Source organism: Paenibacillus sp. FSL H8-0175 (genome assembly GCF_045040615.1).
Classification (GTDB): Bacteria; Bacillota; Bacilli; order Paenibacillales; family Paenibacillaceae; genus Paenibacillus_AQ; species Paenibacillus_AQ odorifer.
In genome coordinates, this window is the sequence record NZ_CP150299.1 from 5,238,134 (window position 1) to 5,263,643 (window position 25,510).

Annotated in this window: 13 protein-coding genes; 1 reads left to right on the forward strand and 12 read right to left on the reverse strand. The window is 45.3% G+C overall.

What is annotated here, in order from left to right:
* Position 1 precedes the first annotated feature (1 nt).
* The gene (locus tag MHH46_RS23360) at positions 2–2,212 is read right to left on the reverse strand and encodes a helix-turn-helix domain-containing protein (RefSeq protein WP_081387824.1); all 2,211 of its coding nucleotides are present in this window, start codon (positions 2,210–2,212) and stop codon (positions 2–4) included.
* A gap of 338 nt (positions 2,213–2,550) precedes the next feature.
* Positions 2,551–6,450 (reverse strand): X2-like carbohydrate binding domain-containing protein, encoded by a 3,900-nt coding sequence (locus MHH46_RS23365; RefSeq protein ID WP_256717196.1) that lies wholly within the window; start codon positions 6,448–6,450, stop codon positions 2,551–2,553.
* A gap of 371 nt (positions 6,451–6,821) precedes the next feature.
* Between MHH46_RS23365 and MHH46_RS23370 the strand changes: the two genes are divergently transcribed.
* Positions 6,822–7,658: a DNA-binding protein gene (locus MHH46_RS23370; protein ID WP_143762733.1), complete on the forward strand. Its 837-nt coding sequence runs from the start codon at positions 6,822–6,824 to the stop codon at positions 7,656–7,658.
* A gap of 245 nt (positions 7,659–7,903) precedes the next feature.
* On the opposite strand, the gene MHH46_RS23375 is transcribed toward MHH46_RS23370, so the two are convergent.
* The 10 genes from MHH46_RS23375 to MHH46_RS23420 all read right to left on the reverse strand — a co-directional run bounded on the left by MHH46_RS23375 (position 7,904) and on the right by MHH46_RS23420 (position 25,490).
* Entirely contained in the window at positions 7,904–8,236 is a 333-nt protein-coding gene (locus tag MHH46_RS23375) for a hypothetical protein (RefSeq protein WP_405132519.1), read from the reverse strand.
* A 169-nt stretch (positions 8,237–8,405) separates the two neighbouring features.
* Entirely contained in the window at positions 8,406–8,684 is a 279-nt protein-coding gene (locus tag MHH46_RS23380; protein WP_076191805.1) for a hypothetical protein, read from the reverse strand.
* 40 nt (positions 8,685–8,724) lie between these two features.
* Entirely contained in the window at positions 8,725–10,770 is a 2,046-nt protein-coding gene (locus tag MHH46_RS23385; RefSeq protein WP_076191807.1) for a carbohydrate-binding protein, read from the reverse strand.
* A gap of 200 nt (positions 10,771–10,970) precedes the next feature.
* A complete protein-coding gene (locus MHH46_RS23390) occupies positions 10,971–11,954 on the reverse strand; it encodes a glycoside hydrolase family 43 protein (protein ID WP_076191810.1) in 984 nt (327 codons plus the stop codon).
* Positions 11,955–12,000: 46 nt separating this feature from the next.
* A complete protein-coding gene (locus MHH46_RS23395) occupies positions 12,001–13,560 on the reverse strand; it encodes a glycoside hydrolase 43 family protein (protein ID WP_076191812.1) in 1,560 nt (519 codons plus the stop codon).
* 30 nt (positions 13,561–13,590) lie between these two features.
* Positions 13,591–14,430, reverse strand: coding sequence for a carbohydrate ABC transporter permease (locus MHH46_RS23400; RefSeq protein WP_076128910.1), 840 nt, complete (start codon positions 14,428–14,430; stop codon positions 13,591–13,593).
* Positions 14,423–15,367 carry a carbohydrate ABC transporter permease gene (locus MHH46_RS23405; protein WP_076128908.1) on the reverse strand — a complete coding sequence of 315 codons (945 nt, stop codon included), beginning with the start codon at positions 15,365–15,367 and terminating at the stop codon, positions 14,423–14,425. The genes MHH46_RS23400 and MHH46_RS23405 overlap by 8 nt, the downstream gene beginning before the upstream one ends.
* Before the next feature lie 164 nt (positions 15,368–15,531).
* The gene (locus MHH46_RS23410) at positions 15,532–16,803 is read right to left on the reverse strand and encodes a response regulator (RefSeq protein WP_076191815.1); all 1,272 of its coding nucleotides are present in this window, start codon (positions 16,801–16,803) and stop codon (positions 15,532–15,534) included.
* A complete protein-coding gene (locus MHH46_RS23415; protein WP_076191817.1) occupies positions 16,796–18,598 on the reverse strand; it encodes a sensor histidine kinase in 1,803 nt (600 codons plus the stop codon). Before MHH46_RS23415 ends, MHH46_RS23410 begins: the two co-directional genes overlap by 8 nt.
* Positions 18,599–18,752: 154 nt before the next feature.
* Positions 18,753–25,490 carry a pectinesterase family protein gene (locus tag MHH46_RS23420; protein WP_076191819.1) on the reverse strand — a complete coding sequence of 2,246 codons (6,738 nt, stop codon included), beginning with the start codon at positions 25,488–25,490 and terminating at the stop codon, positions 18,753–18,755.
* Positions 25,491–25,510: the final 20 nt, after the last annotated feature.

Below are 25,510 nucleotides of genomic sequence, written 5' to 3' on the forward strand. Positions count from 1 at the left end.
TTTATTCATCCACAGATTGTCTATAGGCACTCGGGGAGACACCCATCAACCTTTTGAATGCGCGTCTGAAGGAATGTGAACTGTTGTAGCCCACCCGCACGGCAATCTCATCCACCGTTAATCCGCTCTCTTTGAGCAGGATGATGGCCTGATCCATTCTGACTTTTATCAAATGGTCGGAGAAATTAACACCCGTGACCTCTTTAAACAGCTGGGAAATGTATTTTTCCGGCCGCTCCACCTGTTCCGCCACCCGGTAAAGGGTTAGTTCCGTATCCGAATAGTTTTTTGCTGTGTAGTCCTTAATCTGCTTGATGATTTGAATATGAATATCTTTCTTTTTATTCGCAATGAGTCCGCACAGCTCTTCCATAATGTCAAAAAATTCGTTCTGGATCGTCTCAAGCGACTCTGATGAGCCAATGTCTATGACCCGCCGTTTGACACTCTCGATATCTGAATATTCGGTAAATGCCTTTTGATCCAATAGCTTGAGAAAAGTCCCCTTCATTTCCCCGACAAGCTGGTGCTTCATTTCGATGGATAATTCTCGCTGCTCCATATTCTGAGCAATAATCGCACGCACAATCCGTTTGGCTTCCTCAAGCTCTCCGGCTCGAATCGTGCTGATTAACCGTTGCTCCGAATCCAGCGGATAATAATAAGTTGTATTCTCAATTTGAGCTTCACTGCTCCAGATAATCCCTTTTTTATTCATATAAACAGCATATTCCAGTGCCTGCTTCGCTTGATCATACGAAAGGCTAACCTCTGTTACCTCTGTGAATAGATCCCCGAAGCCCGCCAGAATGGTAATGCGGTACTCATTAAAGACATTTGTAGCGAGCTCCTCCATCGTCTGGGTGATATTCGCTGCTTCCTGTTCCTTGTCAGCTCCGTCTTCCCTAGAAAAGAACAGCGTTACAACTTTATCAGAGCCCATATCCGTCATCAAGACATCCACGCCAAGATCAGCCAAGGTCTGTTTCAGCAGCAGCCGGGAAGCACTCAGCTCGTTCAGAATTTCAACACTGTCCATACCCGCATAACCGTTAATCTGAACAATTCCTACGTAGCCAGTATTCTGATTCATGCTGATATCCGCCTGTTTGGCGGCAGAGATAATTTCATCCCGCGTTTTGAATTCGCCGGCAATCAGCCGTTTCAGGAAGGCATCTCGGACCAGAGGAAGCTGGCGGTTAAGCTCGGACTCGAGCAGCTTATTTTTGGTAATCATATCGGCTATATTGCCGCTCAAAAAGTCAAATTCATTTCTCTCCGAGGCTTCTTCTTTGCCGAATTGCTCCTTCATGACACTGAGCATACGGTTGATTGGCGCGCTGTTACGGTAAGCTAATATCAGTCCGGCAATCAAACCGATAATTAGAGTGCCTCCCGTAATTTGTATGGAGATTCTCTTGATTTTGTTAGCATTCTCCATCAAAATATCTTGAGGAATCCCGGTCTGATACACCCAGCCATTGGAATCGGAACGGGTAGTAATCACCAGATCATCCTTATAAAACTGACTGACCTTGTTCTTATCAAAAGCTGGATCGTCGAGCATTTTGACCATTTTCTGCTCATCACTTCCTTGCAGAACAATCGTATTCCCTTTAGCATCACTAATATGCACCCAACCCCCATATCGCTCGGTCAGGCCTGAAAGCAGGCTGGAAATATTTTTTTCATCAATAATCACTACTGCGACGGCCGGCGAGGAATCATTAAAGCTATCCAAGGGGAGTGACTGCATATAGGTAATAACCGAGGTTTGCATCCCCCTGCTGACAAAATCACTAAGTGGCTTGATCTCGCTGCGGTGGGTTGTCTCAAGCACTTCTTTTCTCCAATCCTGTAACGAAAGATCCTTATAGTTGAAATTAGAATAGTAATGCTCCGGACGATAGGTCGAACCTGGGGTTAGGATAAGATTATAGTTGGCGAGGTAAATATAATAGTTTTGCAAAAAATCATTAGTCTGGCCGAAGGTCAAAACATTCCGCATCGTTTTCCAAATCCCATACACATTCGTCTCATTTTCACTTTCATTCATAAGAACATTTAGCTCCTGGTTGACCGCCAATTGCCTGGTAAAGCCTTCAACCTCCGCCATACGGCGCTCCAATATCTCCTGACTTTTCTGAAGCTGAGTGACTCCATTCTCAATCGAGATGGACTGTGTCACGGAGATCGAGGTTAGATAGGACATGTACCCGCCAATGCTGGGTATGACCAAAATGACCACATAAGAGATTAGAAATTTACGAAAGATATTGGAATATTTCAGCGTAGTTAGCCTCCCTCAATATGACATTTCGATAGCGCTATCATTACCATAGATTAAAACATTTTGCTTCATAGTCAAGGGTTTGAACTCACTTCACCCTCCTGCACCTCTTCAGAAATGGAAAAAAAACAGCGATCTACGCCGTTATCACTGCCTTTTATCGGCAATTCCGATATTTTATCTATAGTGCGTGACCCTCCTGTCATTTAGAAAAAAGGGGCCAGTAACGGCCCCCCTTCTTCAATGCTTTGGCTAGACAATCAGTTCTTCTTCTGATCTCTGGCCTCTGATCCAGATGTAAAGACATGATCCGTCGAAGCTTCTTCAATGTCGCCGAAGGCCCAATGCGTTGCCGGAACATCTGCCCACTGTGGATTTGTTACATTGGTTAGAGGACCTCTGCCCAAAGCCCTATTCATAACCACAACAGCTTCGGCACGAGTAAGCTTGGCATTAGGACGGAAAGTCCCGTCATTATAACCAGTCAAAATGCCCGTACCTTGGGCTTGCAAAATCGCCGCCTGTGCCCAATGTCCATTGATGTCAGAGAAACCGGAGCCCTTCTGCGTCGAAACCGTTCTAACCAGGGTCACCAGACTGGCCATTTCTGCACGCGTCAATGGTTGATTAGGTTTAAAGGTGCCATCGCTGTAACCCTTCATTAGTCCCATCTTCGCTGCTTTAGTTATGGCATCAGCACCCCAGTAACCAGAAGGCACATCACTGAACACAACCCCTGCTCCAGTAGCTCCCTTCTCAGCAACATTGGCAAGAATCGTTGCCATCTCAGCACGCGTAATTTCGTGCTCCGGCTGGAAGAACCCACCCGGATAACCTTTGATATATGCGGTATGACGGATCGGATTAGACTCGCCATTCCCTGCAGATCCATCCTCGTTTCCAGTTGCCGGAGTTGGCGTCGGTGTCAGGGCAGGTGGTGTAGAAGATGGCTGAGCTGGAATGTACGAGCCACCTGAGTCCGTTGATGTTGATGTTGGTGTTGGTGTCGGACTTGGCGTTGGTGTCGGAGATACAGCAGGACTCGTTGAAACTGTGAATTTCAATTGATCCGTCAGCATGAAATCACCAGATTTCTTCACAGCTTTAAGCGTGTGTATCCCGCCTTCCAATCCCGAAATACTATAAATTTCCTGACGGGTCAGGCGGCTCTGACTATACGCATTTACAGTTTGGACCCGTTGTCCATCCACAAAAATATCCATATCACCTTGCTCTGGACCCATAGGTGTGATCAGGCTGATTCCGGTACCCTTGAAGGTATATTCAAAGAAATCACCGTCCACTGATGTGGAGTGAACATCGTTAAGATAATCTCCCTCCACAGTAAACTTAAGGTTCAGCGTCCCCACTGGCTGTGCAGCAAGATAAGATTTATTCAGTGTAACACGGTTACCTGCTACTGAATAATCAGTCCCGAGAACCAGATCATATAATCCGTTAGTAATGCCGGCAAAGCTTTCCGCTTGCTGCAGTAATGTCACCTCAATATCTTCCTGAGCGGAAGCAGCTTTATCAAAGCTGGCAGCGATCGGATTAATCATATTCGGAATTTCTACCTTAAGCATATCAAGGAGCATAAATCTGCCTGATTTCTTCACAACCTTGAGCGTGTGCATTCCATCCGGTAAGCCAGAAATGCTGTAAAGGTTCTGAAGTGACATTTGTCCATGATGATAGGCACTGACGGTTTCCTTAAATTGATCGTCAACATATATATCCATATCACCCTGTGACTCATCTACCTCTGTGAACAGCTGAATCCCCGTTCCTCTGAAGGTATATTCAAAAGAATCACCATTCTGCTCCGTATATTGCACATCGTCTTTATAGTCACCCAATCCTCTGCCACTGCTGCGGTTCCAAGTGCCATTGTACTTAACTGTCGAATCATCGTTATTAATCATCACATAACGAATGCCTGTAGAATCACTAATTTGTATCGACAGGGTCTGTGGATCACCAGTGTTAAAAATGAAAATCAAGTCGGTTGTGCCTGCCGGCTGCTGCGCAAGGTATTGCTTATGAATGGTCAATTTATCATTCGTCACCGTAAAATCGTCTTCCGAAAGTGCCTCGCCATTATTTTCAATACCGCTCAGTGTATTACCATTCAAATTCAGAGTGACAGTAACATCCTCTTGTTGTTCTATTGCTTGGTCGAATCGAGCAGATGTCGGAGTAATGGTACTATTCTGTTCTCCTGCTGGAGTTTCTGTAGTCACCTTAAATGCGTCAAGCAGCATAAAATCACCTGAGCTTTTGACCACTTTAAGCGTGTGAGAGCCGTTAGCCAGTCCTGAGACACTGTACAGATTTTGCTGTACCTCTCTTGATCCAGTTTTATAAGCACTAACGGTCTGTGCAGCCTCATTGTCCAGCGTAATAATCACATCTCCCTGAGATTCATGCTTTTCGGTCAGCAGTTCAATGCCAGTGCCCGTAAAGGTGTACTCAAAGGAATCCCCGTTCTTCTCGGAATAATGCACATCGTCTTTATAATCACCCAATCCTCGAGATGAGCTTACCTGCCATGCGCCATTATATTTAATGCCGCTGTCATTATCATTAATGTAAACTACATTAGTGACCGTTGCCTTGTTCGCAGCAGACGAATTCTCAGACGGGTCAGTCCCATAGTTCGTAATATCCGATTGTGAAGCCATCGACGGAGCAGACGAGGAATCCTTGATCGTAATGCTCAAATCCTGCTTTCCTTCTAGCAGCTCTTTGCCGCCATTACGCTTCCAATCCCCGCTGTAGCGCATACCTGTATCATCATCATTGACTGTAGAGGTGCCACCTAATGCTGTAACTTTAAGCATCCGTGACGCATGAGGTTCAAGTATGCCTCCGCTAAATTCCTTCTCAAAGTCTCCCAGCTCAGTGTGACTCCATAAATCGCGAACGGAAGCCGGACCTTCAAGGCCGAGATCACTCCATTTGACTTTCACCTCCGCACTCCGACTGCCCAGATTGAACAGAGCTACGCTGTAAGTGCCATCTCCATTATTGGCATACCAAACCTGCTGCTGGGTATCCATAGATACCGGATGGCCTGGACGTCCTGCCTGATTTACGGCAATTACCTCATCATTGGTAAGCAATTCTAGACCATAGCTGTCCAGCCTAGTCATGTCATTACCTGTATACAGTGGTACGGAAGAGATTGACCAGAATGTCATCGCGGATTTCCGCTCGTCTTTGGTCAGACCATCCATAGATCCGTTACCAACGTTCAGGGAATCAAAATCATTCCAACCCCCAGGACCTGCATCCCTCCACCAAAGTGCTGCTTTGGGGAACAAGCGGGAAATACTCGGCCAGGCTGTCAGCCCACTGCCATCGTAAGCTTCCACATCCCAGTCAATTCGCCAACCGTTGGCATACTTTTTCCAGAAATCCACGTAATTGTGATCGAGCGCCCAGGACAGCTCAAACCAGATGTTATTTCTGTCAAAAGCCTTAGACCATGCCTCAACATCGCCGCGCGCATCACGGCTCAAGTTATCAATCCCCGAGCCAGGAGTCACGCTGTCAAATTTGACGAAATCAATGCCCCACTCGCCAATCATATCGGCAATAGAATCCACATACTTCTGGGCACATGGATTCGTGAAATCAATTTTATAAGTGTAGGAATTCCAATAATCCATAATGGTAAGCGGCTTGGCTGTAATGTCCTGTATGCGGCATTGGCCACCAGTCCCGTAAATCTCAAGATTCCGATTATAGGCATCGATGGATACCCCCGGAATCATATAGATTCCAATTTTCTGTCCATTATTATGAACATAGTCGATGACCTCTTGAAATCCGTTAGGATATAAGGTCTCACTTGGAATCGGTCTGCCGTATTCATCCATGTCGCCATTCCAGCCCGCATCAATATTGATGTATTCATATCCATGGGCTTGCAACTTCTCATGCATAACATCCGATTGTTTCTTAATGCTTTCGGCCGAAGTCCAGTTACCTGCACCGTCGTACACCTGCATGCTGTAACTGCTCCAGCCCATATACGGCTTTTGCGCCATACTTTTCTCAGCTGCTAGTGCCACATTGCCCTGCGTTCCTGTGAAACCGAACTGCGCTGCTGCAATTATAAATACCAACAGGCTCATTCCCAGCTTTTTTCCCATTCGCTTCAAATTATCCTTACCCCCTCATGAAATGTGGTTAAAATTTCTTTGATAGCGCTTTCTTTACGGGATGATCATAAAGGAAGAACGAGTTCCACGATAGGTACATTTCCGCATTTTACGTACAAATAACCCAAAAACAAGGGGACAAATGAACAACGGAACAAACATTATTCCTCCAACACTAGAAACTTAAGGAAGATAATGTGAGCTGGATGTATTTTGAAAATTATTAATAAAGACCCTTTTGACCTTATGTAACGTGATGGAAATCACATGATTTAATGTAAAATAAATGAATAATTTAGAAATGAAATACAATTATCTTAATCGATGCATGATATGCTCTAGAAAGGGAGATAGGATTGAAGTTGGATTTGGAAGAGTTGAATGTGGATTCCTTGATTCAGATGCTTAAAGCATCATTTTCATTTGAGAATTGGGATGCCATGATTGAAATTGCAGACAAGCTACATGAACAAATTTCCATCATATATGAAAACAATAGTAACCTCATAAGAGGTCCTAAACTGAAGCGGAGTATCCCCTATTATTTTGGATATAGCTCATGCGCAAAAGGTATAGCACTACAAAAGTCCGGTAAGTTTGACGAGGCAAAACTATGTATTCAGAAGTATGCTGACCTTGGCTGGATAGGAGGTTTAGATGAAGAGGCCATTTATGAAGTCGAATATTACCGCAATATAGCAAAAGCCAATTCATACGTTATCGATCTGCTGGAAGGCAAAATGGGAGTGCTACATAAATACGTTGAGTTTATTAGAAAAAGTGATGATGAAGAATTATTGCCGGGACTCATTACCATCTTAGAATCTTCGATAATACATGATTATTCCGTTGATTGGATTCTGAAGGAATTCAAAATCAATGTTGATGACATAGGAGAACATGAGACTATTGTGAATATCAAATACCATGAGGATTACATTTATTTGCTGGCGATGTATTACTATAAACAAGAGAATATGTACGATACAATCAACACTATTCTAGAAATCTTGTTATTAAGCATCAAGCTAGACGATGATACAGGCTTCAAAAAATCAGCAGCGCTCTTTGAACTCCTTAGAGACCACGCCGATCAATCACAACTCAAAGTGCATCACAATATCATGAAAACAATAATTGAAAAAGAGTTTACCAGGTCCTTCAGCTCGCGAATCGAGTTCAGCAAAATACACAGTTAAGCATCACGGAGGTCGTCGTTGATTGGATTATAAAGTTGGTTACAAAAAAGGAGTGGTTCTCTGGTTGATGGAGGGAATCACTCCTTTAGGGTGTATTGGTCCCGGTCCATACGGTGCATTCTGCGGGATTTATACCGTTTATTTCGCCACATTCGCTCGATCAGCTGCATTCTGCGGGATTTATACCGTTCATTTCGCCACATTCGCCCGATCAGCTGCATTCTGCGGGATTTATACCGTTCATTTCACCACATTCGCTCGATCAGCTGCATTCTGCGGGATTTATACCGTAGATTTCTCCGTATTCGCCCGATCAGCTGCATTCTGCGGGATTTATACCGTTCATTTCGCCACATTCGCTCGATCAGCTGCATTCTGCGGGATTTATACCGTTCATTTCGCCACATCCGCTCGATCAGCTGCATTCTGCGGGATTTATCCTGTTCATTTCTCCACATTTGCTCGATCCGGTACATTCTGCGGGATTTATCCCGTTCATTTCTCCACATTCGCTCGATCCGGTACATTCTGCGGGATTTATACCGTTCATTTCCCCGCATCCGCCCGATCGACTGCATTCTACGGGATTTATACCGCTCATTTCTCCGCGTTTTGCTCGATCCGGTAACATCCACTCCATCCACCACAATCTAATGCATTTTTGCCTCTCTTTTCACCACATCCACTCCATCCGCCACAATCTAAGGCATTTATGCCTCTCTTTTCGCCACATCCGCTCCATCCGCCTCATTCTAGGGCATTTTTGCCTCTCTTTTCACCACATTCACTCCATCCGCCACATTCTAAGGCATTTTTGCCTCTCTTTTCACCACATTCACTCCATCCGCCACATTCTAAGGCATTTTTGCCTCTCTTTTCGCCACTCCCACTCCATCCGCCACATTCTAGGGCATTTTTGCCTCTCTTTTCGCCACTTCCGCTCCATCCGCCACATTCTACGGTATAACTCCCGCTCCCTTTTCGCCGCTTCCACTCCAGCCGAGGTCTATCTGCCCGCCCCAGCATAAAGGTTTTTCACTCCCCCTCAGAACCTCGCTTAATAAAATCACTTAATAAACTTGAACCCATTAAGATTCAATAAATATCCGCTAGAGCCGGTGAATTTTAGATATACATTATGCGTGCCGGTGGCGCCGCTGATTGCACATGTTTTAGTCACCCAGGTCTGCCAGCCGCCTGTTCCCGCTACCGGACAAGTTCCAACCAGAGTTCCAGTTGAGCTGTCCAGTCTAATTTCGATAGTTCCTCCAGATGTACCGCTCGCTACTCTTGCTTCGAAACTTGTGGGTCCGACGCTTCCAAAGTTAACATTATTAAACGCGATATAATCGCCATTCTCTATATAGCCGACATTCTGACCGCCTTCGGAACTCGCTTCATTTTTCACACCAGACATGCTGGTATAACGTTCTGCTTCGATCGTCGAATAGGCATCATAATAATTTGTTTTTAACCACTCCGCAGTGTTCCAAGAAACTTTTGAGACCCCGGCATATTGATTTACTGTGGAGACAACGCCAGATAGAGGAACTGTTTTATAAGCATAAGGCAATTGCTCGTTATACCCATAAGTGAATGTAAAAGGTGTAGATGGCGGGTTTGATTTACTCATATTTTCAATTCCGACTATTGATGATGACCAAGCCCACTGGCCAATGGTTGCTTTGTTATTCCAATTCATTCCGCTAGTAAAGGCATTAACGCCATTATTATCCCAACTGCTGCCTGTATAGGTTGTTCCGCTACTAGTTGTTACTGTAGAATTTACAATTAAACTATGGTTCATCGCATCCTTAAACAATACGTCAAAAGGAGCATTCATATTGGCGGTATCATCCCCTTGACGCTCCGCACCAATCAGCGGTTCATTAAAAGCATTATAGACATTGGTGTCCCCCGCTATAGAAGCTCCATTTCTGGCGTTCATTCCACGCGATAATTTATCATGGCCGTATTTGGAGATTGCAGTAACGCTGTCGAGTACATTCTGATGTGTAGAGTTATCAAAAGAATTATTAAATAGATGCCCGACTCCTTGACGAATCATTGGCAGACGCGACCCAACATTTGTATAACGATTGTATGCTAAAGTTAAGCGAAGTCTTTGATTTCCATCTTTAATTTCCACACCGTTAGAACCCACATAATTCGTATAATCCTTGTCACCCGATCCTACCAAATGAACTTTGGAGTGATAGGCGGCATAAGCCATAATTTGATTTTTGGTAGCCCCTTCGTTACGCATTTTATAATAAAGGCTGGTGGAGGAGTTCAGTGATCCTGTTGCATATTTTTGCTCCATATATTCAATTGACTTATAAATAGAGCTACTAGTCGCTGGATTTTGAGCTGCCGCTAGACCAAATTCGTTCCAAGAATAAGTTACATTCGTTGAACCATTTTCCATATCAATCATTCCATCCGCGGCTATCGAAAACTTACAGTGGTCTATCCATACATTGTTTGCGCCATTTACCTTGATAAAAGTCCAGCCTACCTCTTTGTGCTCACCTGTATCATCCCATTGCCACATTTCATCAAAATTGAGATTTCTAATGACAATATCGTTCACTGAGCTCTGCAATTTTAATTCTGCGTGTTTAATAGTTTTACCTGAAGCTGAAAAAATCGTTAATCCATCAATATTGGCTATGTTTAATTTGGATACACCGGAGGTTATTAAGAGTGGGTTCGTGAATCCGTTTGATGGATCAGGATATTTTGTAACAAAGCTATATTTTGAAATTTCAGTAGAATTTAGTGCTAATTCAGTCCACCCTAAGTTTAGATTATCTGTAACTTCAATAACTTTTACAGCACCACTGCCTGCATCCAAGATTGCTTGTAAAAACTCTCGGCCACTGCTGACCGTTCGATAATATGAGGTACCTGCATAACTGCTTCTATCTTTTACACCTAATGATGCAAAACCAGGAACTGATAAAAAACTGCTGTCATAACCCTGCTCAACCTTAGACGCGTTAGGAATTATATTTACCGCTGCCGCCTCTGCTTTGCCTGCTAGATTAGAACAAGTTAAAGTCACCAATAAACTTCCCAGCATTAAACTACGTAGCACTTTTTTAATCATTTGATCCGATCCCTCCTACTTATTTTAGTGAAACGACCTTACCTGAATGATCACCCCCTTTAATGAAAGCGCATCCAATCATGATATAAAAAGATCCCCTCCGATTGACTGTGATTAGACTCATCTACCATGAGGTCTGTTTCCACTGCCTACCAGAGGGGAATCCTACAAAACCATTCCTTGTTGCCATACAATTCTATCTATACTAAATTTGGATCGATCATTCGCAGCGTTCCGTCCGCATTATACTTTAATTCAGTAACCTTCACACAGCGCTTATGGCTCACACCGTCCGACAAAGAACTATCATGATAAAATAGATACCATTTGTCCCGAAAGTTCACGATGGAATGATGCGTTGTCCATCCGATCACCGGGGTCAGAAGTGTGCCTTGAAACGTAAAGGGTCCCAGCGGATTGTCTCCAATGGCGTAGACGATTTTATGTGTGTTCCCTGTAGAATAACTGAGGTAGTATTTCCCCTCGTATTTATGCATCCAAGGACCTTCAAAAAATCTTCTTTCTTCATCGCCTGCCAGAATAGGACGTCCTTCAGTATCAATGATGGAGATTTCCATTAATTTGTCCTGAAAGGACAACATATCCTTGCTTAGCTTTGCCACGCGAGGTCCCAATGCAGGTTCGTGTGGAGCCGGCCCTGTGCCATCAGGCATGTAGGTATCCGTACTCCACTTCTCCAGCTGCCCCCCGCGAAGCCCTCCTAAGATCAGATAAACCTCGTCGTCATCGTCGTTGAATACGGCCGGATCAATGCTGAAGCTTTCCTCCATGTAATCCGCCTCCGGCGTAAAAGGTCCCGCCGGTGAATCCGCTGTCGCCACACCAATCCGAAACACCCCGCTGAGATCCCGCGCCGGAAAATAAAGATAATATTTGCCGTTTCGGAAGCCAGCGTCTGGAGCCCACATTTGCTTGGATACCCACGGGACATCCTTCATATGGAGTATTTCACCATGGTCTACGAATTCTGCTGACCTATCATCCATAGTTAGAACATGGTAATCCTCCATAGCATAATGATCTCCATCTAAGTTGTTGGGAACGCTGATTTCAAGATCGTGAGACACATAAATATATAGTTTATCCTCAAAAACATGAGCCGACGGATCAGCAGTGTAAATATGTTTTACCAGAGGCTCTTTCCGCTTCGAAACATTCAGCATAAGCTTCTCCTTTGTTTTGGGGTTATTCGGTTACTTGGTTATTCACTTACTTGGTGATTCGGAACCAATCGATATCAAGATATCCTCCATTGCCGGAACCTACGGCAAATAGACCTGTCTTAGCTCCCACCCAATGTCCTTCTATAGCTTGAAATGACTCTACAGGTACGGAAGTGAAGTCTGTACCCTCCAAGCTGTAGCCGAAATGGCAAGTCGCATCCTCTAATACCTCGACCCGCAGGAAGAGATTATCCGTGTCTATCAAAGGATATGACCACATTTCTGTCTCTCCCGTATCATCTCCTTGCATAAGCGATAGGGCTAGCATCCCCTTCAGTTCTTGATCCTCTAATCTTCGTACCACCAAGCAACAATAACGATAACCAAAAATCATCAAACCTCCGGACTCCCCTATTCCCAAGCCCGAAGGGTCAATCTTGCAGGCTGCTGTAAACGAAAGTGCTGGGAATTTCTGCAGCAAGAGCTGCGGACTATGGTATAGCCCTTTGTTGTCTACGGGTTTATGTTCAGCATTTAACCGAAGATAGCTCTCTCTTGCCTCGAGACTATACCAAGACGATTTGGGGTTAGACTGCCACTGCCACTGCAATCCAAGCGTTGAAGACTCGAAATCGTCAGAAGTTGCAGGCACTGACACTGCGTATGCCTTCCCGACCTCAGGCTTTCGGTAACGTATCACTGGCACTCCAGCTCCATCGCTTGCTTGAAGCTCTCCCATCAAAGGCCAGTCATCTACCCAGCTGACCGGCTGCAAATGAACGACCCGGCCATAAGGTCCTTTATCCTGGAAATGGATAAACCACGATTCGCCCGAATCCAACTCCACTAGTCCGCCTTGATGCGGGCCGTTTACTGAGGTCTGCCCTTGTTGCAGAACGATTCGGTCCTCGTAAGGACCCCAGATGTTTCGGGAACGGAACACTGTCTGCCATCCGGTTGCCACGCCCCCTGCCGGAGCAAGGATATAATAATATCCGTTGCGCTGGTATAACTTTGGTCCTTCCAGAGTCGGATGATTTTCGGTTCCATCATAGATAATCCGGCCTTTGTCCAGCAGCCCTTTACCGTCAGCGGACATTCGGCACAGCCGCAGCTTGTGCTTAATGCCGCTGCGGCTCTTCGCATAGGCATGAATCAAATACGCCTGTCCGTCCTCATCCCAGAAGGGACAAGCATCAATTAAGCCTTTGCCTGCCTGAACCAGATGCAATGGCGTCCATTCTCCGGCAGGGTCCACCGCCGAAGTCATCATGATGCCGACATCTGGATCGCCATAGAAGATCCAGAACTTCCCGCCATGGAATCTCAGGCTAGGTGCCCAAATGCCATTGCCATGCTGCGGACGGTCATACCCCTCCAAGTTCATCTCCAGCACAGCATGATTGATGATTGCCCAATTGACTAAGTCCTTCGAATGCAGGATCGGCAATCCGGGAATGTGCCCGAAGCTAGAAGCGGTCATATAAAAGTCATCACCGACGCGAATTACGTCCGGGTCCGAATAGTCCGCATGCAGGATTGGATTGATATAAGTTCCGTCTCCCTGATCTGAAACCCAAGGCTCTGCGTATTCTCCAAGATTCATATAGTAATCCTCCCCATGTCCTTTTCCTTTTTATCCTTTGACCGAACCGCCTGTCAGACCTTGAATCAGATAACGCTGAATAAACATAAAGAGCACAATAGGCGGTATCAATCCAATAATGCTGCCTGCTGCGAGCGATCCATACTCTACACTGTACTGGCCGATCAAATACTTCAGTCCGATTGGGATCGTAAATTTGGACGCATCTGTCAGGAATGAGAAAGCAACCAAGAACTCATTCCAGCAGCCGATAAAGGCGAATAGAGCAGTCGCTACGATCCCCGGCAGAATCACTGGCGTAATGATCGTGAACAAGACCCGGAATCTTCCTGCACCGTCGACCATAGCAGCTTCGTCAATTTCCTTCGGAATACCAGATACAAACCCTTGCATCAACAGCGAGTTGAACGCAACCTGTGAAACGATATAGAACAATATGATCGCAAAAGGCGTATTCATAATCCCCATGCTCTTAAAAATCAGGAACAACGGGATGACGAATAAGATTACCGGAAGCATCTGAGTGCCCAGCATCATAAGCATAAAAGCATTTTTTCCAACAAATTTAAATCTGCTCAAAGCATAGCCGTTGAAAATCGACAGCAATGTAATAAAAATCACCGACACCGTACAGATGAAAAGACTGTTTACAAAAAATCTCGAAAAATTGTTGACACTCCACACCTTTATGAAATTATCAAACGTAATTGGATGCGGAAGGTAACGAATCGTGGAGCTGATAATATCATTCTCATGTTTAAGGGAAGTTGAGATGTCCCAAAGAAAAGGCAGCAGGACAAACAACAACGTAACAGTCATAGGAATATAGAACAAACACAAAGTGGTTAAAAAACGTTTAAGCTTACTCATTTTGGCCACCTCTGCTTAATTTCATATAGACGACCACAAAAATCATTAGAACAGCGAAGGAAAGGACCCCCATAGCCGAACTATAGCCATAATTCCCGTTCAAAATTGCCGTCTGGAACATATAAATCGGGAGAGTGGTTGTCATATTCATTGGACCGCCGTTTGTCATCGTGAAGATCATATCGATAGAGTTGAACTCCCAGATGGCTCTTAGCATCGTAGTGAAAATAATACTTTCCTTAAGATAAGGCAGGGTAATGGAAAATAACTTTCTTGCCTTTCCGCAACCGTCGACTTCGCAGGACTCGTAGACTTCTTTCGGAATAGACTGCAAGGAAGCAAGCAGCGCGACTGCGAAGAACGGGATCCCTCTCCACAACTCGGCCAGTACAACCGAACCGAATACGGTATGGGTGTTCGACAGCCAAGCGATATTCTCGTGAATAATCCCTAACCTCTTCAAAAGATCGTTAATGACTCCGATATGCTGGTTGTACATGAGCGACCACAGCATTGTCGTAAGAACGCCTGATACCGCCCAAGGAATCAGCACGAGCGAACGTATAACGCCTCTAAACCGGAAGGCCTGATTAAGCAGCAGGGCCACACCTAAGCCAAACACGAGCTGAAGAACGACTTCAATAACCACCCACTTGATGGTTATCCATAGCGAGCTTGGGAACAGATCGTCATGGAATAAAATCTGCTTAAAGTTACTCCACCCGGCAAAACCGTCATCCATCGGCCGAGTCAAGTCATAGTTCTGAAAGCTTAGTTGGAAGACTTGTAAAATAGGGTAGAACATAATGACCGCCATGAGAACGACAGTCGGGATGATCAGAACGTAAGGAAATATCCTGTCGCTGCCGATCATCTTGTTTTTTCTCTTGGACGTTCCCGTCACTTGTCCTGTTGCTAATTGTTGTTTCACCTTCATGAAATAATCACCTCAATAAGAATAATAGGCTATGCATGAAGCTAGCTAAATAATATATCTTGCAAAGTTTGTTTGTTTTTTTGAAAATAAAAAATAGCAGCAAAAAAACAACCTCACCCCAATCACTGACTGGAATAAGGTTGTTTGTGAACGCTTTCCAACTATTACGAGCTATGCTGCTGTCTATACTCCATCGGGGTAAACCCTGTATGCCGCTTGAACAAAACACTAAAATACTGGGTATTCACATACCCAATTTTCTCAGCAACCTCATATACCTTTAAATCGGTATGCACAAGCAGTTCAGTAGCTTTATCTATTCGCACTTGGACAATATACTCACAAAAATTAACATCCGTATACTTTTTAAACAAAGTACTGACGTACGATGGTGTAATGTGGACCGTCTCCGCTACTTCTTTTAAGTCCAGATTCTCATTCTGATAATGATTTGCGATATAATCCATAATTGTGCGAAGAATAGCTTGATGCGAATTGCTTGAATATTTGACCTGATCATAGAAAATAATCGATTGATCCATCCGGACATCCTTCATCTGTGTCGCAATCAATGCTTCCTCATAGGAGACGCCAATATGTTTAAACCCTTCACCAATACTGCCTATACCGATCTTGGCGTGAACTTTGAGATATTGCTCAATCATCACTGTTAAGCGGCGGGCAATAAGCTCGGTATCCTGCTTCAGCTTCTCCGCACCCTCGTTTCGGTAGTTGAACAACAGATTGATCCGGTGGTTATATTGAATCGCATACACCTGAACCCCGTCGCAAATTGCAGATTCTAGCACCTCATTGCAAAGGTTTTTGAGAGTGAACAATAATAGCTCCAGATCGACGGGTTTATTGGGTTTAAGAAACCTTCCGACGCCGTCCAAGCTCAGAACAGCCATCACGAACACCGAGCCGCAAAACGTTAAACCGAGCAGCTTCGCCTCCCTATCAATCGCTTCCTCATTCCCCGACCCAGAGATCAACTCGCTAAAAAATTGGTTCACGATAAGACCATGGCTTTTTATATCCTTCTCACGTTTTCTCCGCTCTTCCTCCAGTGCCTCAGACGCATTCATGATTGTCCGCAGGATTTTATCGTTATCTTCATACTTTAATATGTAATCAAACGCTTGAAGCTGTAGCGCCTCCTTAGCATAAGAAAAATCATCATACCCCGTTAAGAAGACAATCTTCAAATCCAAACCATTCTCCTTCACTTGGGCGGCAAGCTTCAGTCCATCCATGAAAGGCATGCGAATATCCGAGAGCAGTAGATCCGGCTTCTCCCTTTGGATAAGTTCCCAAGCTTCCTTCCCGTCCACTGCAACTCCTGCCACCTGAATGTTTCCCTGATCCCAATGGATATTCCTGCGAAGCCCTTCCCTAATCCATTCATCATCGTCTGCAATGACCAGCTTATGCACGATTCGTCACCTCATTTATCGTATATGGAATCCTTACAGTCACTATGGTATAAACCCCTTCTTCACTATCCAGCCGAATCCCGAACCCGTAGCCGAATTGCAGCGCCAGCCGTCGGTGAACATTACGCAGCCCGAATGTCACTGGAGCCTCTTGAACATTCTGCGCTTGAATAGAAGTATTCATCTCCTGTACCTTCTCTACATCCATCCCTGCACCATCGTCGAAGACTTCAATTATTGCTGCATCCCCGCTTGGCCTTCCTGTTATTCTGATGATCCCTTTTCCCTTCTTGTTTTTGATGCCATGATAGATGGCATTCTCGACAATAGGCTGCAAGGTCAGTTTCATGATAGGAAGATGCATAATGCTCTCTTCAACTTGAATCTCAAATTCAAAATCTTTCTGGTAACGGATATTTTGAATTTGCAAGTAGCTTTGAACATGCTCAATCTCTTCTCTAAGCGTTATGACCTCCCGCCCTCTGCTAATGCCGATCCGAAAAAAGTGGGCCAGCGCACTAACCATAGTCGATGCCTTTTCCTTCTCACCCAAATCAATCATATGTTTGATAGATCCGAGAGTGTTGTATAGAAAATGTGGTTGAATTTGCGACTGCAATGCTAATAACTCCATTTGCCGCTTCTGTTCCTGTTCATCCTTAACTTGCTCCAGCAATTGGCGAACCGAATCAACCAAATTCTCCAACCCACTGGCTAATACACCAATTTCATTTTGCTCTTTCAGCTGAAAGTTAACATTTAGGTTCCCTTGTCTAAAACTCTTCACTTGTTTGGACAAATAACGGATGGGATTCGTCAGGCTGCTCGCAAAATAGGTTGCCATAATAATAAAAACTACGAGAATAACAGCTACGATTGTAAGCGTTATCGATTTAATCTGGCTTGCCTTGGCTAAGATATCGCTTTCAGGAACAATGGCGGCGAGCTTCCACCCGTTCAGCGATAACGTTGTAAAGTGAATCATCATACGTTGGTCCGACTTGCTGGCCGCCCTTAAATCTCCCTGGTGATTAGCGTTATTACGGATATCGTTCACGATCTCATCGCCGATAGCGTACTCTTTGGATAACGGCTTGGAATACATCACCCCATCTGGACTGATCAGAGCCAGCGAGCCATTGGGACTAATATTGACATTCTGTAAAATGTCGAGCAGATAGGATTCCTTCATATTAATGAGAGCCATGCCACTGACCTCGGAATCAAGATTTCCGATAATTTTAAATACGCTTACAACATTACGTTTCGTGACAGTAGTAAACACTTGATCCTCATGCGTATTCAACCAGTAATAACTGCTTTCTGCATCCTTTTGGTTGTATCGGGCCAGCCATTCATTAAGATTCACACCGACATGCCGGGGAATAAAGTCCTTCTGTATGTTGAAGGTCCGGCCATTATTAAACGTGACAAAAATTGAGTCGATGACTTGCAAATGATTCCGGTAGGCTTCCTCGAACTGTTTATGAAGATCGATGATATCATCGTAGCGATGTTCTCCTTCGTCTTGTCCATTATCTAATAAAATATATTGAAAAGCCGAATTGTTCTCGATTGACACCAGCTGTTCGAAGATCGTATAAAGCTTGTCGTTAAGAAAAAAGCCCGTTTGCTCGGTCGTATCGCTTAGCAAATAATAAGCGTTTTGTTCGAGCTGCTTAACGGCAGTGAAATAGGAAAAAAAACCGGTAAGCGCAACGGATGACACAAGAATAGGCAAAAAATAGATAAGCAGCTTAATTTTGATTGGGCTTCTAGAAAGATACGAGATCATGTATTTCCCCCAAATGAAGTCGTTTCGGATTCTCCTCTTATAATAACTCTTAGCTCGAAGAGATGGGTTTGTTTTTTATCAAACCTTGTTTGTTTTTATTCAATTTCTCAAAAAAAGAAGACGAGCCCCTGATTGGGACTCGTCTGTGGCTACTTTATGGATGTAGTATAAGCTGGGCTAACGCCGCAAGATCCACAATATCCAAAAGACCATCTTTATTCAGATCATAAATCTGATATCGGATCCAATCCGTATGTGCGGAGCTTATACCGTAATGAGCGGACAGAATAGCCAAATCACCGATACTTGCTGGATTGGCCGAGCTCAAGAAAGTTGCCAGCGCCGCATCCAGATCAATGATTGCCTGCTCCACAGAAACCTTAGTTGCGTTCGGATTATTCACGACCTGCATAGCTTTACCGATTGCATTATTAAGCTCATTCACTACCGTCTTCGTATATTGCCCCCATTTACTGCCAATAGTGGCGTAATCGGATGTTGCTTGTGCTATAGCAATCTTTAATGCCAGAGCCGATTTGTCCGAGGCGCCGTCTAACCCATCCATAGCCAACTGCAAGTTCGAGGCAGCTGCATTCACCTGATTCTGTGTAGCTTGCGATCCAGCAAGAATCACTTTCGCAGAGGTTAGATAGGTTTGCAAGATTAACCAAGTGGATGGATTGTATTGATCTGCCGTAAGGCTCTTCGCTACATCAACCCTGCTGGCCAGGACCGTTTTGTCTATCATGATCTTCATGCCATAGATCGTATTAGATAGCTTTGATACCGTTTGGCTACCATCGGCAATCAAAACGGGGTGCAAATGAAGATAGGCCGTCTTATCGCCGGCATAGTTCAGGTTTGATGAATGCCAGAGCATTTTGAGCATGTCTCCGCTTGGAAGGATACCAGCTCCAGTGCTTGCGAGCTTGATTGTGATTTTTCCATTCACCTCATCCTTATCGACGGATTCCACTCCCCATTCATCCGCTAAGCATTCTACCGAATCGTAAAGAATTAGGTCCGGGTCATATTCAAACGTCAACTCTTGACCATAAACAACAGTGCTGACACTTTCTGTAACGTAATCATTATTTAAGCCATAAACCAAACCAAATTGTTGGCCGGCAAACGTTGTTCCTTCTCCCATAACCGTAGCATAGGGAAGACTTAAGGACGGAGCATTTACAATCGCGCTGACCTCGTTAGAGTTATCGCTCTCACCTCCAACATTAACTGCCGTAATCACATAATAATAATTACCAGCAGTAAGATCGGCATTGTCCAAATAAGTGCTGTCCGTGACATTGGAGGCAATGGTTACATACCCCTCTGAGCTATTTACGCTTCGCTTCACTGCATAATAATCAGCTCCGGCAACCTCATCCCAGCGTAGCAAGATTTCGGCCCTGCCCGTAGTTGCACTTACGTTTGCGGGTGCTTTAGGAATCTGAATGGAACCCGGATTAGAGACCGTAATAACTGAAGGACTTATGCCTGAATCCAAGTGAAACGGTATCCCCGCCTGCGAAAAATCCGTATCCTGCAATAGGATATTACTCGCGAATCCCTTCAAATGGATAAAGGTGCTTGTGCCAGGCGGACAAAGAACGTCATTCAATAAAATATCGGCTGCATTGTTCATGGTATAGAGGGTTCCGTTCGCCGGAACGATCTGAACATGATTGAATTGAATATCAGTCGTATTACTGGACACGAATCCAGTTTGAGTCGACATTTTTACATTGGTCAACTCCACATTACGCAGAGGCACATTGGCCAGTGCATCGATGGACACTGCTTCCGAAGCTCCGTCCACCGTAACGTTACGAATGTGGATATTTTTAACCTCTGGAACCCGGTTATCGACTTCCAGCTGCGCATTATCCACTGCTTCGCTGTGCCCCGTATAGAAATCATTAATGGATAATGCCGTATAACCAATATTCTGCATATGGAGACCATCGATATAGATATTCTCGATAGGACCACCACCACCAACAAAGCTTTTAATATTGATCCCATTATCCGTTCCGATATATTGATTGTTGCGAACCGCAAGGTTATGAATGCCTCCGGATGTGTTACTTCCGATAGACAATCCGCCATGGCCACGAAAAACAATGTTGTCGGCAATTACGACTTCGGACAAAGCGTTTGTCGGACTCGGGTCATAGCTGGCCTTCATCCCGATTCCATCATCTCCGGCATTCACCGTGTTGTGATATAAAACAACATTCTGCGAAGAAGTGACATCAAGACCGTCTCCGTTCTGGTACCAAGCGTCGTTATTGACCGTTGAATTACGGATCACCAGATTCCGAATCTTCGTAAAGCTAGTCGCAAATTGTGGTGAATTCATAAAGGTAGGTCCATCGACTAACACATTGCTGCTATTATAGATGTCGACCATGATAGGACGATATACCCCAACAGCTTGTTGAGACGGATACCAAACACTGCCGTTATCGGTCAACACTCCGCCCAAGGACAACAGATAATTCCACTGCGTGGTTGTGACCTTGCCCTTCTTCACATAACGCCAATATTGCCCATTGCCATCGATAACACCTTTTCCTGTGATCGCGATGTTGCTGAGCCCCGATGCCGCCAGCATCGGTTGATATTTTGCATTCACCAAATTGTAGTCATCATAGTCGGGACTAAATTGAATGAGTGCACCAGCCTCTACATGCAGATCAATATTACTTGCCATTTGGATACTTCCTGTCAGCCATACACCAGCAGGTACGACGACACGCCCTCCACCTGCCAGTGTAGCCGCCTCAATTGCTTTTGCGAATGCCGCCGTATTTTTGGTTATACCATCTCCAACAGCGCCATAATCTTCAATATTAAAATCTACGTTTGGAAATGTTGGAAGCGTAATCGCTGGCATATCGAATGGCAGATCTTTTTGATACGTTTGCAAGTCATCCCCGCCCGTTACAACCCCCACGGAATCCGCGGATTTGACGCTAACCTTCGCAGTCGCCTTTACATCGGTGCCCGTTACAGTTCCCTGCACAGTGAAGTTCCCCACAGATGCATACTTAGCTGGATCGATTGAACTCCACACGACAGCCAATGCTTTCTCCGATCCATCCGTAAATTGAACGGGAACGATGCTTGGCAAAAATGGAGCTACCCCCTCAAGGCTATAAAGCTCCAGTGTCGGTATGTTCGATAGGGTCTGTCCCGGCAGCATGGTGGAATTCACAACTTCTATGGCTAACAGAATTTTAGTACCGGAAGCGAAAGTGAAAGTTAGTGTATTTTTTCCAATCGGCAACTGAGACAAGAAGACATCACGAAGAGTATAAATACTTCCATTGGCAGTGTAATCGGTCCCCTTATTCAGTGCATGGGTTCCGAGCATAATTCCCGTCATTGTGTCTCCCGAGCGTTTAACGGATACAGACAGATTCGCTTGATTCACATGATTACGATCAAATTTCACCGGAGCTGAAGACAAAGATACTTCAGTTGAATAGACGCTCTCTCCATTGGCATTCACAGCAGTTACTACATAATAAAAAGGAGCTCCTGTGTTCACAACCATATCCGAATATTGAACCTTATCTTTCACTCCCTCCGTCAAGCGGAGCCAGTTCAAGTTGTAGCTCCCCGTTACGGAATAAAGGCGTAAAGTTTGATTCCCAGCGGGAAGATTGACATTCACACTGACCGTTGTCCAGCTCTGCCAATCACCGGTTTGCGGAATATCTACGGTGCTCAGCACGCTGCCATTCCCACTCTTTATTTGAAGCTGTTTACCGCTGTCCGGAGCAGAGACGCGCAGATCCAAGGTGTAGAATCCACCCGCAGGAACCTGTATCGCGTAATCCATCCAATCTCCCGGATCGATATAACTGACATTTAGACCTCCGCCTTCATCACTCGTATTCTGAGTTTTGACACCGTACATCGCTGTCCAATCCTCACCTTGGATCGTTGCCAGCGGGGAAGTGGATGACGGAATCAGATCGGATGCAATCGGCAAGTAAGGACCACCCGCTTCGCTTCCGCGATAGACACGATAAGAACTTGCTCCTTCAACCGTGTTCCACGACAGAGCTACGGGAGAATCGCCTAATGTCGCATCAACACCGCTCGGGAAAGTCACACTCAGTCCGGTTGGAGAAGCAGGTTGCTGTTCATTCTGTTCATGCCCAGGAAGCGTGCCGAACAGCGTAGGATCCCACCCATCCGCTCCTTTCAGTACATTCTGAACGGTGTATTGATTGGCTTCGTCAGATGTCAATTGGCTCGACCAGCGATAGCGGCCCTTCGCATTGGCACCTGGTCCCGAAGAGTTGTATTCACCATACCGCGCCGTCGATTCGTTAGAAGGATTTCCCCAATTATCCCAACCTACTGCTTTGATATGCGCATCCATCCAGGTATTAATGTACTTCACGTTGGCGTTAGCTCTCCAAGGTCTACCCAGATCTAGCAAACCGTTAGTAGCAGCCAGCTTAGTGTCGATATCCCATTCCGGTCTCCAAGGATCATGAGTCACCGATTCCTTCAAAGAAGAAGTACCGCGGGTCAATCGCGAGTTCATGAAAACATAGCCAAACTCAGCTTTCTCATCCGTAGAGGCTGCCGTCATATGACCGCCAAAGCCACCAACGAACTTAATCTCCGAATCGTAGAAATAAGCCGCAGCATTCCCAAAGATCCAGTCGACGTCCCCTTCAATTATGCATCGGTTAAAGTACTGTCGCCCGCCGTTTGCGTACAAGGTATCTTGGAACCCTGCCAGATAAACGTTCGTAAAAATTGCTCTGTCGCCCGTTACGTTAAGTGCGACTGCGGGACCTACATTTCCTCTCTCAAACGAAGTATTGCGAATCGTCATATTTTCTGCCGTAAAGTCGCTGGCAGAAACTAACAACGTGTGGCTGTTTCCAGTACCTATTCCGGAATTAGCATAATCGTCATAGGTCAAAATCGTTCCGTCTCTGCTTTCACCAACTAAACTAACTAATGGCTTAGAATTCGGCACGGCTACCTTTTCATGATAGATACCGTCTTGGATATAGATCACCCGCCGGGTCGAATTCCCAGTTGGAATCGAATTCAGAGCATCCGTAACGGTCGTATAATCTCCCGTTCCATCCTTCGCAACTACAATTACTTTAGCTGGAGTGGCGATTTGGATCAGGCTATCTGCTCCCGAGCCCCTCGCATTAACAGCAGATACAACATAATAATAGGTCAGACCGTTTGTTATGCTGTTGTCTAGATAGTTTGTTTGGGTTACGCTAGCGATCGTTGTAAAGGGTCCCGCCAACGAAGCCGCCCGTTTAACGAGGTATGAATCAGCCTCAGCAACCTCGGTCCACTGCAAGTTAACCTTGCTAACTCCCGCTTGTGCTGTTACTTCATTCGGCGAAGAAGGTACCCCCTGCTGGAAATGAACCGGAGATACGCGTGCTTGATCGGAATTCATACTTTCCGTCTGAGCACTTAAGGCAGATACAACATAATAATAATTCGTTCCGTTGTGTACGGTGCTATCAGTAAATTCCGGAGCGGTCAGGTTGCTAGCCACGACCGAATACGTTCTCCCCGATATTACACTTCGCTTCACTGAGTACGAGGAGGCTCCCGGCACAGGGTTCCATGTTATATCCACGCGGGCATCACCAGGAACAGCAATCAATCCAGTTGGTTTCGCTAAAGGGGTAACTGGAGAAATCTTAGCGGAGACCGAATTTTCGCTTAAGCCACCCGCATTTTGAGCTTGAACGGTGTATTCATATACCATTCCGTCAGTCAATCCGGCGTCGTTATATTGGGTTGCCGTCAAATCCGACGCGATGACCGAATACTTAGCCCCTCCGTCATCCCTTCTGAGCAAATGGTATTGCTCCGCACCTTCGACAGACTCCCATTTCAGGGTCACTTGGCTGTCCCTTGCTATTCCCGTCAACCCTGTCGGAGCAGCTGGTATGTCGGGTAGCAGAATTGGCGTGATGCCTACTTCCATGGAATTTGGGCTTTCGCCGGAATCGGTTACTGCACTGACGACATAATAATAGGTTTTATCGTTCATCAATTTGCTATCTACATACCGGTTGGAATCCATGTTCTTAATCAGCTCGTAGGGCCCGCCAGTTGTTTCACTACGCTTCACATTATACGAAATCGCTCCGGTAACCGCCGGCCAATTAAGCATCGCTTGTGTATCACCAGCCTTGCCGGTTACTCCTGTCGGGGTCGAGGCTGATAATACATCAGTGAACATCATCCAGTTAATATTGAAGTTGCCGGTATTCGTCGTGATGCGCAGGGTTTGCGGACCCGCACTCAGATTTGCCGACACACTTACGGTCGTCCATTTTTGCCAACCGGTCGTATTTGGCACATAAACCGCTGCCAGAACAGTTCCTCTGCTATCTTGCAATTGAAGCTCCTTATCTGAATACTTCGTAGCAAGACGAAAATCTACGGTGTAGATTCCTGCGGAAGCCACATTTACCTTGTATTCCAGCCAATCTCCGGCTTCAATATTGCCCACATCTAAACCGGCTCCAGTATCCGTGGTTGCCTCGTTCTGAACCCCTTGCATGCTGTCCCAGTTCTCGGCTTCAAGCTTGCCCGGAATCGGCTTGCCATTCTTCGCCCAATACGCCAGCGCAATTGAAGGTTTCAGCCCTTCCTCCGAGGTGTGTGCTTGTATACACTGATATTCCAGATCATTATAGATGACCCAATCGTTGATCGTATAAGTGGTATTCGCCTGCCAGCTGGCAGCAGCGGCCGCAGCGGTTCGCGGAGAATAACCATATAAAAGACTCATTATCATCGCCACGATTATGGCTATAGCCGTTACTTTTCGGCTTATGGTGTCTTCTTGCCCCCAGGGTGCGGTCCTGTTCATATCTTCTTCCTCCTTAGAAT